Origin of the sequence: Candidatus Viadribacter manganicus (genome assembly GCF_001679665.1) — a bacterium.
GTDB classification, from domain to species: Bacteria; Pseudomonadota; Alphaproteobacteria; order Caulobacterales; family Aquidulcibacteraceae; genus Vitreimonas; species Vitreimonas manganica.
This window is the reverse complement of record NZ_CP013244.1, coordinates 1,147,533-1,161,933: the sequence shown is the minus strand read 5'-3', so window position 1 is coordinate 1,161,933 and position 14,401 is coordinate 1,147,533. Positions and strand designations below refer to the sequence as shown.

Below are 14,401 nucleotides of genomic sequence, written 5' to 3'. Positions count from 1 at the left end.
CCCGATTGCGGCTCGCTTCATGCTGCAGACGCGAACAGAACAGGATCAGAGCCCGTGACTAAGCCGCCCCGCCATTTCTTCGCGCCCCTAGCGAGCGGCGCGCCCGAGCCTATCCGCGAGCTGCCGGTGAAGCTGGAGCGGATGATCCACTTTGTCCCGGCGCATAACGAAAAGCTCCGCGCCCGCGTCGGCGACATGGCCAAACAGGTCGACGTCATCCTCGCCAATCTCGAAGACGCTATTGCCGCGGACGCCAAGGAAGCAGCGCGCGCGGGCGCCATCGAGATGGGAAAGAGCTTTGACTTCGCGAGCGCCGGCGTCGGCTATTGGTCGCGCATCAATGCGCTGAACTCGCCGTGGCACTTGGATGATGTCACCGAGCTCGTCGCCAATATCGGCAACCAGCTCGACGTCATCATGGTGCCGAAGGTCGAAGGCCCGTGGGACATCCACTACATGGATCAGCTGCTGGCGTTGCTCGAAGCCAAGCACAACGTGAAAAAGCCGATCCTGCTTCACGCCATTTTGGAGACAGCCCAAGGCGTCGCCAATGTTGAAGCCATCGCTGGCGCTTCGCCGCGTATGCACGGGATTTGTTTGGGCCCGGCCGATCTCGCCGCATCTCGCAAGATGAAAACCACGCGTGTTGGTGGCGGTCATCCCGGCTACAAAGTCATCAGCGACCCGGTCGAAGGCGAAGCGCAGCGTGCCTCAGCGCAGCAGGACCTTTGGCACTACACATTCGCGCGCATGGTCGATGCCTGTGTCATGCATGGCATCAAGCCCATGTACGGCCCGTTCGGCGATTTCGCCGATGAAGCCGCCTGCGAACAGCAATTCCGCAACGCCTATCTGATGGGTTGTGTTGGCGCCTGGACGTTGCACCCGTCGCAAGTTGCAATCGCCAAGCGCGTGTTCACGCCCGAGGTCGAGGAAGTGAAGCTCGCTAAGCGCATGCTCGATGCAATGCCCGATGGAACCGGTGTTGCGCTCGTCGACGGAAAAATGCTCGACGATGCAACGTGGAAGCAGGCGAAAGTGATCGTCGATCTCGCCAAGCTCGTCGCCAGCAAAGAGCCGGAGATGAAGGCCGCGTACGGCCTCTAATCGCGGCAGGCGAATATGCGTTGAAGTCCAAACCTCGTGTGAGTTGGACAAGGCGCCAGCATGTTTGCCGGCGCGCCTGTCATCGGCGCTTATTACGATTTCGGCCTGGATTGATCGCGGCGCAACGGCGCAAAAAAAACGGCCCCGGTGCGAACCGGGGCCGTTTCGTTTCGCGCTTAGCGAAGTTTAGCGGTCTTGGCGGCCAACGCGGCGGCGCGCCGACGTGCGCGAACGGCGTTCCGGCTCGGCTTGCGGCGAGCGGATTTCCGTTTCGGCATAAAGCTGCGACAGCGCTTCGAACGTCAGCGTCGTGGTGTAGCTGCCCACGGCCGCCGCTGAACCCGCCGGCATGTCGGCGCGGTGACGCGCTGCGATGATGTATTGGCCCGGCGCGTCGAACGTGAACGTTGCGTTGCCGGCCGCGTCGGTGACGACGTAGCGGTCAAGCTTCGTTTCCGCATCGCCTGCGGCGTAGATCACAACGGCGCTGTTCGCCATCGGTTGGCCGTCGAACAGAAGTTGCACTTGGAAGCCATCGCTGGCGAGCACTTGGTTCGGGTGGGTCACTGGGTGGATCGCAAGGCGGCCGATCGTTTCATCGACGGCAGTGCGGTTCGCGGTGCCGCGCGTCACGTACGTGTCGGCGACCGTAACCGTTTGCAGTGTCGTCGTTTGCGCGTCTGCAGCCGGCGTTTCACCAGCGCCGAGCACGCGCCATTGGCCGTTCTCGCCGACGAGGTTCGCGACTTGGCCGGTCACTTCGCCGGTGCTGATGCGATAGGTGCCCCCGCGCGCCAGCTCGGCCTGCAGCTCGGTCGTGCCGTTTGGCGTCACCGCGATGCGGTCGGCCGAAACGCGCTCACCTTCCGGGTTCAGCACAGTCAGACTGTCACCCAGGGCGATAGACGGCGTGAAGAATTGCGTAGCGTAGGAGCCTTCAACCTCAACCGACGCTTCCGTCACCCAGAACTCTTCCGGCTTCACATACGAGGTGTACGCAGCCGCGGGTGTCGCAGCCGCCGCAAACAGCAGAGCCGCCAAAACATGTCTCTTCATATGCCTCTTACTCGCCTGCTCGGCGGGAACTTCCCGCTGATCCCTCATTTGTAAAACACACTACGGCGCGCGCACTTTCAAGCCTGTAACACGCCTGTGAACGTCACCTCGGGCGGTTATCCATCAGGGCCAGGAGCCCCAAAAGGCTCTTCACCGTGAACCAGAGGAACAGAATCAAGCTCCCCAGGCCCGCGATCCAGAGCAGCACCGCCCCCACCAGGATAACCAAAGTCAGCCAGCCAATAATGGCCAGAACCGCCAATCCGATGGTCCACCAGAAGGCGATGAACCAAATCCGGATCTGATTGTCCAAGTGCGATCGCGCCAGCGGGCCGGCCCCATCGCGCGCCGCCAGCGCCAGGATGATTCCGAACAGAGCAAAGATCGCCGCGCTGGGTATGCTCAGCAAAAACAGCACGTAAACCACGAACGCCGACGTGCGCCCCGGCTCTAATTGTGGGGAGGGTGTTGTGCTCATCGGATACTCACTGTGCTCAACCTTTCGGCTTCTTTGCCAAAGGGTGCATGGTCTCGACCAGCGTTTTCAACCGGCCTTCGGCGACATGGGTGTAGATTTGGGTGGTCGCAATGTCGGCGTGCCCCAGGAGGGTCTGCACCGTCCGCAAATCGGCGCCGCCTTCAACAAGATGGGTTGCGAATGCATGGCGCAAGACGTGCGGTGAGACGCGCGAGGGATCGATGCCGGCTTTCGCCGCCGCCGTCTCCAGAATTTGTGCGACGCGCCGCCGTGTGAGCTTGCCATCTGCTGCGCTCATTGAAGGAAACAGCCAACGCTGCGCCTTCTCGCGCTGCGCCTCGAGCTTCGGCAGCGCAGCTTCTCGCGTTGCGACATGATCCGCCAAAGCCGCAAGCGCGGGCCCACCCAGCGCCACCAGTCTTTCCTTGCCGCCTTTGCCTTCGATGATCATGTGATCTTGGCCCGGCCGCGGCGCTGCACGCATGGGCAGCGATACGAGTTCGCTCACGCGCAGCCCTGCGCCGTAGAGAAGCTCAATCAGCGCGCGGTCGCGGACAGTCTCGGCCGCCCCGATGAGAGCTTCGACCTCCTCGAGCGATAACGTCTTCGGCAATGACCTTCCGCGCTTGGGTGCATCTAGCCGTGATGTCGGATCATCGCCGCGCACATTGTCTTGCAGCAGGAAGCGATAAAATTGGCGCAGCGCTGAAATTCGCCGCCGGGCCGTCGCGGGTGAAAGCCCACGTTTGCCCAGCCCCGCAACGTACGCCTCAACCACCTCAGCGCTCGCATTGGCTACGCCGTCCTTTATGTGCTCGCGTGCATCTTCCAGATCTCGCGCGTACGCATCCAACGTATTGGCCCGCGCTCCGCGCTCAGCGGAGAGCATTTCCAGAAATGACTCGAAGAGCGCTGAGTCGGACATTGCCTCTATCGTGCCTTGGCTTGTGATCAGTTGCACGCATCTCCTGCGTTGTGGAGCCTGGCGCCAGCGGCTACCCTTCCGCGCGAAGGGGAGAGATCATGCGGTTTGTGCTGGCGGGCGCCTTCGTTGCTTTGGTTTTAGCGCCGTCGGCGGCATTTGCGGATGATCGTGTCTCGCCGGTGCTTTCCACGACTATGCAGCGGGCTTGCCGGGCGGAATCTTCGCAAACCGTCCTGTTTGATGCATCGGGCAGAAGTCGCCTTAACGAGCCCCAAGTTCAGCGCAGCATCCGTACGTTTTTCGCAACCGCCGCGGGAGCGGGTTACGCGTTCGAACAAGGCGCCATCACTGACCTTGGCGACATCAAGCTCAATGTTGACGTTGCTCCCAACGGCGTAATCAGCAACGCCGTGATTTCAGGCGCCGCGCTAGCGGCGCAAATTGCGGGGTCACCTACGCCGGTGGATTTGCCGGCTTTGGCCCATTCGCTCGCGTCTGAAATCCCGGAACGTTTGATCGTCGGCCGCTCGTTTGCGCTCGGCGATGACTATTATCCGCAAGACATCCGCCAGACGCTGATTAGCCAAATGATGGCGGCGCTTGGTCTGCCGTTTCCGGTGAGCGGATCGATCGAAATGCCGTTCCGCGGCGAAATCCAGCAAGATGGCCGTCGCGCCTATTTGTTCGAAGGCACGCTGCGCCTGGCGGGTGAAGGCGATATTGGCGGCCGCACGCTCTCAATCGATGCGCTCAGTCAGTATCGGGTCGTGCATGATGCAGCGACCGGCTTGGTGCTGAGCTACGGTATCGATCAGGTCACCGAAGCGCGGATCAACGGTGAAGTCTTCACCCGCCAGCGCGGGATCGATGGTTACGTCTGCGAGATTGCGCCGCAATAACCGGCTTATGAAGCCGGCGCGCCTGCGAGGATCGCTTCAGCCGCGAAGCGGCGGGCGTCTTCTTCCAGGCGCAATCCGCGTAGAGCGCGGATAATCCGCTCGACCGATTCAGCGTCGAGCCGCGCTGGCCCACCTTCGCCTGCAGCAATCACCGTAAGCAACGCGCCTTCGCCCACAGCGCCGCGCTCGACCGCCGATGCGAGCGCCAGCAGCGCGCCGCTATCGGCGCGCGCGCCGCCTTGTGGGGCGTTGGCAAACAAGAATGCTTGCGTGCTGCCATCGAGCGGCGCGCCGAGCGCTGCGAGGATCGCGACGTCACGCGCTGCTGCGCGCGCCTGCTGAGCTGTGGCGCGATCGATGCGGCGTTGCACCGCCATCGAACCTTGAGCGTTGCCGGCGCCGGTGAATGCTACCAAAGCGGCATCGAGCGGCGCCAGTGCGGCTTCGTCCGCGCCCGCCTGGCGCGCGCTCGCGACCAGGCGTTGACCCAATTGCACATCACCCGCCGCTAAAGCGGCGCGCGCGAACAACAAGGCGGATGCGCCATCGGGCGCGCTTTGCAGCGCTGCGATGTCGCTTTTGAAGAAGCGCGCCGCCGCCGCGAAATCGGCATAAGCTGTCGCGGAGCGCAGAACGCTTGCGATCGCGGTCGCAGCTTCGATTGATCCAGGTGAGGCCGTGACTTGGCGCAAAGCCGTCGCGATCGGCGGTAGGGCGGAGGTGATCTCGGCCGGCGTGGCGGCGAGGATCGTGCGCGCTTCCGGTCCGCCGATCACGCCGCGCCGGAAGGCGAGGGCCGCCGCCTGCGCGCGCTGCGGCTGCGGCGCTTGTTCGTTGCGCGCCAGCGCCACCAGCGCCAGCGTCGATGAATTTGCGAGCGGGTTCGGACCTGGGCGCAATTGCCCCGCGATCGAAAGCTGCACTGCCAGCGAGTTATCATAACGCGCCGCCGGTGGGCGCGCGCCCGGCGCGCCGCCTGCCGCAGCCACCGCGCCGGAATACCAGGCATCGGCTGCGTTTTGCGCACGCGCCAGTTCAAGCGCCAAGTCCGCCGCCGCCCGATCACCCGTCACCGCCGCGCAATAAGCGCGCAAGCGCAACAGGAACGGCGGCGCTTGCTCGCCGACATTCGCATTGCGTCCACGATTGCACGCTTGAGCGCGTTGGTTGCGCGCGAGTTCAGCTTGCGCCGCATATTGCGCGATCGCGACATCGGTCGCGGCGCTGCCTGCGCCGGCGGCCATCACTGCGAGTTCGTCCGCTGCGCCCATCTTGCCGAGCGCTTCGAAACGTCTGCGCGCAGCCGCATCTGCATCGCCGCGCGGCGCTTCGGCGCCGGAGAGCAGAACGCGCCGCGCCAACGCCAACGTCGCCGGTGAATCATAGCTGGCCGGCAAGCGATCGAACGCTTGCGCCAGGAACGCCGGATCGGAGCGGCTCCAAATGTCGCTTGCCAGCGCGCCGTTCGCACGCGAGAGCGCACCGACGGTCCACGCATTGAGCTCGCTGATCTGTTGCACCTCCATCGGCGCCGGTTCCTGCGTCTGAGCGTAAGCGCACACCGGAAGCAGCACGCCAGCGGCGAGGCTGAGCGCGAGAGAGCGAGTAACCATGTTCGTCATTCCTTGAAGGCGTCCTGCACTTCGACACGAATTTCTTGGGGAGCGGGGGCAAGCGTGTCCGATTGTCCAATCAAGAACACGAACAGCCCGATAAACGTGGCTGCGCACACGCCAATGACGGCATAGCCGATCCATGGCGGCGCTCGCCGGCCGAACGAAGATCGCCTGCGTCTGCGTCTGTACATCGCCTCGTTTGGCCCCTGCCGTTGCGAGCGGACGAGATTGCCCCCAAAATGTGGCGAAGTTCTAGCCCGGTCCGCGCTTAACCTTGTTCGGACCTTTTGAGGTGATTCGTGACCCGCCCGGAAAGCAGTGATGTCGGTGAGCGCGCGGACGCCGCTGCCGAACTGCGCCGGTTGGCCGAGGGCATCGCGCCCGCGCGTACGGTAGCGCTGGTTGGCCTTATGGGCGCGGGCAAGACCACGATCGGCCGCCGCTTGGCGCACGCGCTGGCCCTGCCGTTCGTGGACGCCGACGAAGCGATCGTTGCGGCTGCGGGCCGATCCATCGAGGACATCTTCGCCGAGCGCGGCGAGTGTGAGTTCCGCCGCGGCGAGCGCCAGGTCATCGGCCGCCTGCTCGATGGCGACATCCACGTGCTCGCCACCGGCGGCGGCGCCTTCATCGATCCGCGCACCCGCGCGCTGATGAAGCAGCGCGCCATCTCGATTTGGCTGAAGGCGCCGCTAGATGTGTTGATGAAGCGGGTAGCCAAGCGCGATCATCGGCCGCTTCTGAAAGAAGACGATCCGCGCGCCGTGATGAAGCGGCTGATGGACGAACGCTATCCGATCTACGCCGAAGCCGACCTCGTCATCGAAACCGGAACCGGCCCTCACAACAGCGCCGTCGTCACGATCCTCAACGCGCTGCGTGCGCATCCAGCAAAGACTCCATGAACACCATCCACGTTAAACTTGGCGAGCGCAGTTATGATGTGCTCACCGGCGCCAATTTGCTTTCGCGCGCCGGCGAACTCATTGCGCCCTACGCGCCGTCGAACCGCGTCTTCATCATCGCCGACGAAACCGTCGCGCGCCTGCATCGCCCGGCGCTTGCCGCTTCGCTCGATAGCGCCGGCCTCAAGAACTGGACCATTACGCTCCCGCCCGGTGAAAGCGCCAAGAGCTTCACCGGCCTTGAAATGGTGACGCGCCATCTCTTGCAAGCCGGTGTCAGCCGCAAGGATATCGTCATTGCTTTTGGCGGCGGCGTGATCGGCGATCTTTCCGGCCTTGCCGCGGGCCTCGTCAAACGCGGCGTCGATTTCGTGCAAATCCCGACGACGTTGCTCGCGCAAGTCGATTCCAGCGTCGGCGGCAAAACCGCGATCGATACGCCCGAAGGCAAGAACCTCGTCGGCCTTATCCATCAGCCCAAGCTCGTCATTGCCGATCTCGACGTGCTGACAACGCTCGATGATCGCCAGCTGCGCGCCGGTTACGCCGAGATCGTCAAAGCCGCTCTGATCGGCGACGCCGCCTTCTTCGACTGGTGCGATGCGCACCTCGCCGATCTCCTCGCCGGCAAGCCTGACGCGCTACAACACGCCATCGCCACCGCCATCGCCTTCAAAGCTCGCATCGTCGAATCCGACGAGACCGAGCAGGGCGTGCGCGCGCTGCTCAATCTCGGCCATACCTTCGCGCACGCGCTCGAAGCGCACGCCGCCTACGACGGCGCATTGCTGCACGGCGAAGCCGTCGCCGCCGGCGCAAACCTCGCCTTCCAGCTCAGCGCTCAACTCGGCCATTGCAGCGCCGCTGACGCCGTGCGCGTCAAAGCCCACCTTGAACGCGCTGGCTTCATCACCGATCTTCGCGAACTCCCCGGCGCGCCGTACGATGCCCATAAGCTCACTGCGTTGATGGCCGCCGACAAGAAAAACGAAGCCGGGCTTCTCACCCTCATTCTCGCCCGCGGCGTCGGCCGCGCCTTCATCGACCGCGACGCGCCCGCCGACGTCGTCCTCGAATTGCTCCAACAAGAAACACAATGATGACCACCTCACTTCTGATCGCGGCGCTCGTGATTGCCGCGCTCATCGCGCTCAACGCGTTCTTCTCCGCCGCCGAAACCGCGCTCACCGGCGCCAGCCGCGCGCGCATGACGACGCTAGAGCGCGAAGGCGATCGCCAAGCCGCCCGCGTCAATAAGCTCAACGAAAACCGCGAGCGCATGATCGGCGCCGTGCTGCTCGGTGCGAACCTGGTGCAGGTTGCGGCCTCCGCCATCAGTTCCAGTATTTTCGGCACGCTCTACGGCAATCTCGCTCCGCTGATCACCACCGTGGTGCTGACGCCGCTGCTGCTCATCTTCGGCGAGGTAGGCCCCAAGACGCTCGCCATCACCTCCGCCGACAACATCGCCCGCGTCGTGGCGCTGCCGGTGCAATGGATGGTGCGCTTCCTCGCGCCGATCGTCGCCGCCGTGCAATGGATCGTGAACACGGGGCTTAAGCTCATCGGCGTGCGCGTCGATGAAAACATCGACGTGCTCTCCGCCGCCCGCGCTGAGATCGCCGGCGCGGTTGAGCTGCACGCGGAAGAGGGCGGCGTTGAAGCCGAGACCCGTCACCGCCTCATCGGCGCGCTCGACCTTTCAGAGCTCACCATCGCCGACGTGATGATCCACCGCAAAGCCATCCGCTCGCTCGATATCGATCTGCCGCCGCGCGAAATCATCGCCCAGGCCATGTCGAGCCCGCACACGCGCATGCCGCTCTATAAGGACGAGCCGGACAACATCGTGGGCATCCTGCACGCGCGCGATCTCCTGCGCGCCATATCCGAGCACGGCCGTGATGGCTTCGATGTGCATGAAGTCAAGCGCGACGCCTGGTTCACGCCGATGCAAACCAGCGCCGAAGATCAGCTCGCCGAATTCCTGCGCCGCCGCGAGCATTTCGCCATCGTCGTCGATGAATACGGCGCGCTGATGGGCCTCGTGACGCTCGAAGACATCTTGGAAGAGATCGTCGGCGACATCAAAGACGAGCACGACATCGCCGTTCAAGGCGTGCGCCAGCAGCCCGATGGCAGTGTCAATGTCGATGGCTCAGTGCCGATCCGCGATTTGAACCGCGCTATGAACTGGGATCTGCCCGACGAAGAAGCCGTCACCATCGCCGGTCTCGTCATCCACGAAGCCCAAGCCATCCCTGAACCCGGCCAACGCTTCGCCTTCCACGGCTATCGTTTTCAAGTGCTGCGCCGACAGCGCAATCAGCTGACGGCGCTCAGGGTTGAGCGAGAGGTGGAAGAGGGGATGGAGGGAGGCTAGGGAAATGACAATCTGACGAACGCTTCGATGTGCTGCAAAATGGGGGCGGTCGATGTGATGAAAGCTGCCGAGCAGACAAAGGAGCGCCATTCGCCGCGGCGATCTCGATGGCGCCGAACGCTGGTTTCGCGTTGCAACGCGCGCTGTGGCGATGGCGGAATTTCTGGTCGATATGGGGCGCGATAAACAGCGCCCGCGGGCGCAACCCTAACTGACCGGCGCTGCCATAGCCGCTTTCGTCGGCTTTCGCCCGATCAAGCCGAACGCCACAGCGCCAAGGCAGAACAGCACCGCGCCAATCGTCAGCGCAATGTCGTACGAGCCGGTCGCGTCATGGATTTTGCCGAACGAGATGAGCGCGACCGCCGTCGAGAGCGCGCCCGCCATGGCGATGACGCCATAGATCGAGCTGAAATTCTTGATGCCGAAGCTGCGGCTGATGAAATACGCAAAAAGATCGGTTTCCGCGCCTTGTTGCGCGCCGATCATCGCAACGGCGATCGCGGCGAGCGCGAAGGAGGGCGCCGGCCACATCAGCAGGCCGATGCCGATCGCCGGCACCAAAGTCGTGATCGCGCCCACCCAAGGGGCGGGAAAACGATCGAGCGCAAAGCCGGTGACCAAGCGGCCAATGAGCAGCCCAGCCGCGTATATCGACATCACGATCGCCACTGCGCCATCGCTCAAGCCGGTGTCGCTCACCAGCGGCGCCAATTGGCCGAGCACGCCGGAGCCTGGAATGTTGATGCACGCGATCGCGGCGATCAGCAGCCAGAAGCGCCGGGTGCGAATGGCGTCGCGGAACGATACGTCCGCCACACGCGGCGCGTGAGTGTCGATCTCGTCGGAGGCCGATGCATGCGCCTCGCGCGCGCGTCCGATCAGCAGCAGCGCCAGCGGCATGCCGATGATCCCAGTCAAACCGGCAAGCGTGAAGAAGCCGACGCGCCAGCCATATTCGCCGATCATGTACGCCAGCAGCGGCGGCGCGATCATCGCCGCTATCGAAGTGCCGGCCGTCGCAAGGCCGAGCGCCAGGCCGCGTTGGCCCGCGAACGCCGCGATCACGGGCCGCGTATACGCGATAGAGGAGGCGCCGCCGCCGAAAATGCCCCCGGCAATCATTAATGCGAGATAGGCCGCGTAGAGGCCCGGCTGCAGCGCCGTCAGCGTATACACGCTCGCCAAGCCAATTGAGCCGACGATGGCGACGGGGCGAAAGCCAATGCGGTCGATGTAGCGGCCGATCAGCGGCAATGTCACCGCGCCGCTCATGAACGAGATCATGCCGCCCAGGGCGAGGTCGCCGCGCGACCATCCAAACTCGGCCGAGATCGGCTCGATGAAAATGCTGGCCACGTAGAGGTAGAGCGCAACGCCCGAGCCCATGCCGATGCCGGCGCCAAGCACCGTGCGCCAGCCGCCGCGCCATTCTGCGATGTCAGCTTGCGTCATCGCGCCTGGCGCTGGGGGCGTGTCGGTCATTGCGATAGCAGGGGGTCAACGCCGCGCGCCGTCAAGCAAAGCCGATGACGCCCGTCATCGATGTCGAACGTCACATCGCATTCCCCCTCATTTTGGTGGGGAACGCACGGAAAGGGGAAGCTTGTAATCGCCAGTTCACAAAAATCGGCCCGCGCCTCAATCCGTTGCGTGCAATCAAGGCCAACAGAGCTAGCCTGTCACAAATGTGAATCTCACGGGATCTGTGCATGGCGTGGCCACAGCTTGAGAATGCCGAAGCTCTGGTGCGCAATGCTCGCCACAATGGCCGTTTCGGCGGCGTGCGCCTGCCGATCGTGACCGTCGTTTCAGGTTTTCTCTGGCAACTCAGTTCGCCTGTGGTTGCGCTAATCTGGTTCGTGGCGATGTTGTTGGTGGAGCGGGCCGCAACACTGCTTCGGGAACGCTTGTCCAAAGGCGCGATGCAATACGCGCTGGCGCATTTGATGTCGCTCACGGCGATGTCGGCGCTTTGGGTTTGCTTCGGCCTGTTGCTGTGGCGTTCGGATACCGAACTCGGCCGCACCGCCGCGACGATCGGATTGCTGACGACGGCGCTTTACGGCGCGCTCGGTGGGCAAAAGGATTGGCGCGCCGGCGCGATTTTAACAACGCCGCCGCTCATCGCATTGTTCGCGCTGGTTTCCTGGCACGCTTGGTCACATTGGTCTGTGTTTGAAGCGCTCGTCAGTACGCTCGCCACTTTCGGAGCGTGCGTGTCGGTGCTGGCGGCGGCAAGGGCGCTCAATCAATCCGACGCTACGCTGGCTCGTGCTAACCGTTCGCTGGAGCAGATCAGCGCCAGGCTGGCGGACAGCATGGATCTCCTGGAGGAAACCTCATCACTCGCCGAGGTAGGCGGCTGGAGGTTGGATCTGCGCACCAACCAGCTCGAATGGACCGCTCAAACGAGGCAGATTCATGAGGTGGATGAGCGTTTCGTCCCAACGCTCGAAAACGCTCTCGATTTCTACACGGCGGAGTCGCGGCCAAAGTTCGAAGCCGCCGTCGCCCTGGCAGGTGAGACCGGGCAGGCCTGGGATATGGAGCTCCAAATCCGAACTGCTCGCGGCAATGAAAGATGGGTGCGCGCCGTCGGGCGGGCGACGATCGTCGATGGCGTCGCCATCAATCTCCACGGTGTTTTTGCCGACATCACTTCGCGCGTGCAGCTGGAAGAGGGATTGCGCCAAGCGCAACGCCTTGAATCGGTTGGCCGCCTGGCAGGCGGCATCGCGCACGACTTCAACAACGTCCTAACCGCCGTGCTCAATTCCGCCGACCTGTTGCAGACGACGAAACAAGACGATCCAAGGTACAACAAGCTCGTCGATACAATTTTGAAGGCGACCGAACGCGCGTCCAGCCTAACACGTGGATTGCTTGCGTTTTCACGCCAGCAATTGCTGACCCCGCGTCCGACTGACTTGAATAAGGCCATAGCTGAGGCGGCCAATCTCGTGTCCGCGCTCATTCCGAGCGACATTCGTTTGATGCTGGATTTTCACAGCTCGGAAGTAACGGCGCTCCTCGATCCCAATCAGTTGAATAGCGCGCTCATAAATCTCGCCGTGAACGCCAAAGACGCGATGCCTGCTGGCGGAATACTTCGCCTAAGCACGAAAGTAGAGAGCCGTGCTGGCGCTGAGTTCGGCGTGATCACGGTCAGTGACACAGGGGCCGGCATCGACCCTGCGCATCTCAGCCAGGTTTTTGAGCCCTTTTTCACAACCAAAAGCGGTGACGGCGGAACCGGCCTCGGCCTCTCCATGGTGCATGGTTTTGTCACCCAATCAGGCGGTGAGGTTGCCGTGCAAAGCTCGCCCGGGGCCGGCACGACCTTTACGTTGACCTTCCCACTCATGCGCGAGCACAAAGAAGCGCCTGCTTCATCCAAGCCAGTCGGGGGAAAGAACGGCGCATCTGTGGGATTGAGCATTCTGCTCGTCGATGACGACGAATTGATCCGCGATGCTCTGGCGCTTTCGCTGCGCGATAAAGGTCACATCGTGGTGACAGCGCCTGACGGTCCGCGCGCGCTTCAATTGTACGATGAGGGAGTGTTTGACGTCGTCATCGCCGATGTCGTGCTCACCGCGCAAATGTCCGGTCCGCAATTGGCAGAAGTTTTACAAGAGCGCAATCCGCGCCTCAACACCGTGCTGGTGTCGGGCTACACACACGATAAACTCACCGGCACAGGCAGGTTGGCACCCGGCGTGTCGTTCTTGCAAAAGCCATTTTCGATCGATGCGTTGACGGCGCATCTGGCGAGTTTGCAGGTTGGTTCGCAAGCCTCAAGAGCGACAGGCTAGGCGGCGGCGATGCGCACCGCAGTGTGCTTGCGCACCACGCCGTTTTCGAGCTTCAGGTTCTCGCAGCCTTCGGGCAGCGTCTCGCCGGCGCCAAGCATCAGGACGCCGTTCGGCGTCAACGCATCGGAGACGCGGCGCAGGACGTCAATGCGTGTCTCCTGGTCGAACGAGGGCAGGACGTGCGCGAGAATGATGACATCGAACTGACCAAGTTCGCCCGGATGCTTCATGAGGTTGTGCTGCTCGAAGCGCACGCCCGCGCGCAAGCGATCTGAAATGCGCCAAAGATCGCCAGCTTTTTCGAAATAGGCGATGAGCTTGCGGATCGGCAGTCCGCGCTGAATTTCAAACTGCGTGTAAAGCCCGGCGCGGGCCTTATCGAGAAGGCGCTCTGAAAGATCGGTGGCAACTACCTCCACCGCTGGGTTTAAGCCTTCATTGCGCATCTCTTCGATGATCATCGCAATGGAATAGGCTTCTTGCCCGCTAGCGCAGCCCGCCGACCATATCCGCACCCGCTCATGGCCGCGGCGCTTCAGGGCTTCGGGCAGGAGTTGCGTACGCAAGCGCTCAAATTGCGAGCGATCGCGGAAGAAGCGCGTGTCGCTTTGCGCCAGGTTATCGGCGATTGCGCTCCAAAGCGCCCCGTCGGCGCGATTGCGCGCCGCGCCGATCAATTCAGGCACGCTGGCAAAGCCTTCGCGCCGCGCCAAGGGCTGCAGGCGAATGGAAATCGCGCCGGCCATATCTTTGGTCAGCACCGCGCCGGAGCGTGATTTAACTTCCCGCGCGACCAGCGTGACCTCGGCGTCGTTCAACATCAGATGAGGCCCGCCTCGGCAAATTTGGAGTGCAGAATGTCACCGTCGAACGGCTTCATCATGTATTCGTCGGCGCCGGCCTTCAGCGCTTCAGTGATGCGTTCGACGTCGTTCTCTGTTGTGCAGAACACAACCGTCGGCTTGTCGCCGCCCGGCTCTTGGCGAAGTTGCTTCAGAAAATCGATGCCGCTCATCACCGGCATGGTCCAGTCGAGCAGAATTGCCTCGGGCATCCGTCGCCGGCACGCCTGCAGCGCTTCAAGGCCGTCTGCGGCCTCCTCGATCTCAAACCGCATATCTTCCAAGATGCGGCGCGCGACTTTTCGGATCACGCGGCTGTCGTCAACGACAAGGCAGCGTCTCATATGGCGAACTCCGTCGGATTCGCCCCAA

The 14,401-nt window shown here is 63.0% G+C and carries 14 protein-coding genes; 6 read left to right on the top strand and 8 right to left on the bottom strand.

The window, feature by feature from the left end; translation table 11 throughout:
* Positions 1-54 precede the first annotated feature (54 nt).
* Complete coding sequence (locus ATE48_RS06125; protein WP_066768965.1) at positions 55-1,107, top strand: HpcH/HpaI aldolase/citrate lyase family protein; 1,053 nt, start codon at positions 55-57, stop codon at positions 1,105-1,107.
* 186 nt (positions 1,108-1,293) lie between these two features.
* Here ATE48_RS06125 and ATE48_RS06120 read toward each other — a convergent pair whose 3' ends face one another.
* The 3 genes from ATE48_RS06120 to ATE48_RS06110 form a co-directional block, all read right to left on the bottom strand.
* Positions 1,294-2,163, bottom strand: a complete 870-nt coding sequence (locus ATE48_RS06120; protein ID WP_066768964.1) for a DUF4198 domain-containing protein — start codon at positions 2,161-2,163, stop codon at positions 1,294-1,296.
* Between the two features lie 103 nt (positions 2,164-2,266).
* On the bottom strand, positions 2,267-2,641 hold the full coding sequence (locus ATE48_RS06115) for a hypothetical protein (protein ID WP_066768962.1): 375 nt from the start codon (positions 2,639-2,641) through the stop codon (positions 2,267-2,269).
* Between the two features lie 16 nt (positions 2,642-2,657).
* On the bottom strand, positions 2,658-3,566 hold the full coding sequence (locus ATE48_RS06110; RefSeq protein ID WP_066774651.1) for a site-specific tyrosine recombinase XerD: 909 nt from the start codon (positions 3,564-3,566) through the stop codon (positions 2,658-2,660).
* A gap of 98 nt (positions 3,567-3,664) precedes the next feature.
* Here ATE48_RS06110 and ATE48_RS06105 point away from each other — a divergent pair, with 98 nt between their 5' ends.
* Complete coding sequence (locus ATE48_RS06105) at positions 3,665-4,465, top strand: hypothetical protein (RefSeq protein WP_066768959.1); 801 nt, start codon at positions 3,665-3,667, stop codon at positions 4,463-4,465.
* A gap of 5 nt (positions 4,466-4,470) precedes the next feature.
* Here the strand turns inward: ATE48_RS06105 and ATE48_RS06100 are convergent, their stop codons facing one another.
* Positions 4,471-6,078, bottom strand: a complete 1,608-nt coding sequence (locus ATE48_RS06100; RefSeq protein WP_156767623.1) for a hypothetical protein — start codon at positions 6,076-6,078, stop codon at positions 4,471-4,473.
* Positions 6,079-6,083: 5 nt separating this feature from the next.
* Positions 6,084-6,272 carry a hypothetical protein gene (locus tag ATE48_RS06095; RefSeq protein WP_066768954.1) on the bottom strand — a complete coding sequence of 63 codons (189 nt, stop codon included), beginning with the start codon at positions 6,270-6,272 and terminating at the stop codon, positions 6,084-6,086.
* Positions 6,273-6,380: 108 nt separating this feature from the next.
* Between ATE48_RS06095 and ATE48_RS06090 the strand changes: the two genes are divergently transcribed.
* From ATE48_RS06090 to ATE48_RS06080, 3 genes are read left to right on the top strand one after another with little or no spacing between them, the layout of a single operon-like run.
* The gene (locus ATE48_RS06090; RefSeq protein ID WP_066768951.1) at positions 6,381-6,986 is read left to right on the top strand and encodes a shikimate kinase; all 606 of its coding nucleotides are present in this window, start codon (positions 6,381-6,383) and stop codon (positions 6,984-6,986) included.
* Positions 6,983-8,086, top strand: coding sequence for a 3-dehydroquinate synthase (aroB, locus tag ATE48_RS06085; RefSeq protein ID WP_066768948.1), 1,104 nt, complete (start codon positions 6,983-6,985; stop codon positions 8,084-8,086). The genes ATE48_RS06090 and aroB overlap by 4 nt, the downstream gene beginning before the upstream one ends.
* Positions 8,086-9,369: an HlyC/CorC family transporter gene (locus tag ATE48_RS06080; protein ID WP_066774649.1), complete on the top strand. Its 1,284-nt coding sequence runs from the start codon at positions 8,086-8,088 to the stop codon at positions 9,367-9,369. The genes aroB and ATE48_RS06080 overlap by 1 nt, the downstream gene beginning before the upstream one ends.
* A 207-nt stretch (positions 9,370-9,576) precedes the next feature.
* On the opposite strand, the gene ATE48_RS06075 is transcribed toward ATE48_RS06080, so the two are convergent.
* Positions 9,577-10,854, bottom strand: coding sequence for an MFS transporter (locus ATE48_RS06075; RefSeq protein ID WP_066768946.1), 1,278 nt, complete (start codon positions 10,852-10,854; stop codon positions 9,577-9,579).
* 227 nt (positions 10,855-11,081) lie between these two features.
* Between ATE48_RS06075 and ATE48_RS06070 the strand changes: the two genes are divergently transcribed.
* Complete coding sequence (locus ATE48_RS06070; RefSeq protein WP_066768945.1) at positions 11,082-13,187, top strand: hybrid sensor histidine kinase/response regulator; 2,106 nt, start codon at positions 11,082-11,084, stop codon at positions 13,185-13,187.
* Here the strand turns inward: ATE48_RS06070 and ATE48_RS06065 are convergent.
* Both ATE48_RS06065 and ATE48_RS06060 read right to left on the bottom strand, forming a co-directional pair.
* Positions 13,184-14,008, bottom strand: coding sequence for a CheR family methyltransferase (locus ATE48_RS06065; protein WP_083197186.1), 825 nt, complete (start codon positions 14,006-14,008; stop codon positions 13,184-13,186). The genes ATE48_RS06070 and ATE48_RS06065 overlap by 4 nt on opposite strands.
* The gene (locus ATE48_RS06060) at positions 14,008-14,373 is read right to left on the bottom strand and encodes a response regulator (protein ID WP_066768944.1); all 366 of its coding nucleotides are present in this window, start codon (positions 14,371-14,373) and stop codon (positions 14,008-14,010) included. The genes ATE48_RS06065 and ATE48_RS06060 overlap by 1 nt, the downstream gene beginning before the upstream one ends.
* Between the last annotated feature and the right edge of the window lie 28 nt (positions 14,374-14,401).

Excerpts from the sequence above, each read along its gene's own strand:
- ATE48_RS06075 (WP_066768946.1), bottom strand. The coding sequence starts at position 10,854 with ATGACCGACACGCCCCCAGCGCCAGGCGCGATGACGCAAGCTGACATC.
- ATE48_RS06105 (WP_066768959.1), top strand. The coding sequence starts at position 3,665 with ATGCGGTTTGTGCTGGCGGGCGCCTTCGTTGCTTTGGTTTTAGCGCCG.
- ATE48_RS06080 (WP_066774649.1), top strand. The coding sequence starts at position 8,086 with ATGACCACCTCACTTCTGATCGCGGCGCTCGTGATTGCCGCGCTCATC.
- ATE48_RS06060 (WP_066768944.1), bottom strand. The coding sequence starts at position 14,373 with ATGAGACGCTGCCTTGTCGTTGACGACAGCCGCGTGATCCGAAAAGTC.
- ATE48_RS06095 (WP_066768954.1), bottom strand. The coding sequence starts at position 6,272 with ATGTACAGACGCAGACGCAGGCGATCTTCGTTCGGCCGGCGAGCGCCG.
- ATE48_RS06120 (WP_066768964.1), bottom strand. The coding sequence starts at position 2,163 with ATGAAGAGACATGTTTTGGCGGCTCTGCTGTTTGCGGCGGCTGCGACA.
- ATE48_RS06115 (WP_066768962.1), bottom strand. The coding sequence starts at position 2,641 with ATGAGCACAACACCCTCCCCACAATTAGAGCCGGGGCGCACGTCGGCG.
- aroB (WP_066768948.1), top strand. The coding sequence starts at position 6,983 with ATGAACACCATCCACGTTAAACTTGGCGAGCGCAGTTATGATGTGCTC.
- ATE48_RS06070 (WP_066768945.1), top strand. The coding sequence starts at position 11,082 with ATGGCGTGGCCACAGCTTGAGAATGCCGAAGCTCTGGTGCGCAATGCT.
- ATE48_RS06100 (WP_156767623.1), bottom strand. The coding sequence starts at position 6,078 with ATGGTTACTCGCTCTCTCGCGCTCAGCCTCGCCGCTGGCGTGCTGCTT.
- ATE48_RS06065 (WP_083197186.1), bottom strand. The coding sequence starts at position 14,008 with ATGTTGAACGACGCCGAGGTCACGCTGGTCGCGCGGGAAGTTAAATCA.
- ATE48_RS06110 (WP_066774651.1), bottom strand. The coding sequence starts at position 3,566 with ATGTCCGACTCAGCGCTCTTCGAGTCATTTCTGGAAATGCTCTCCGCT.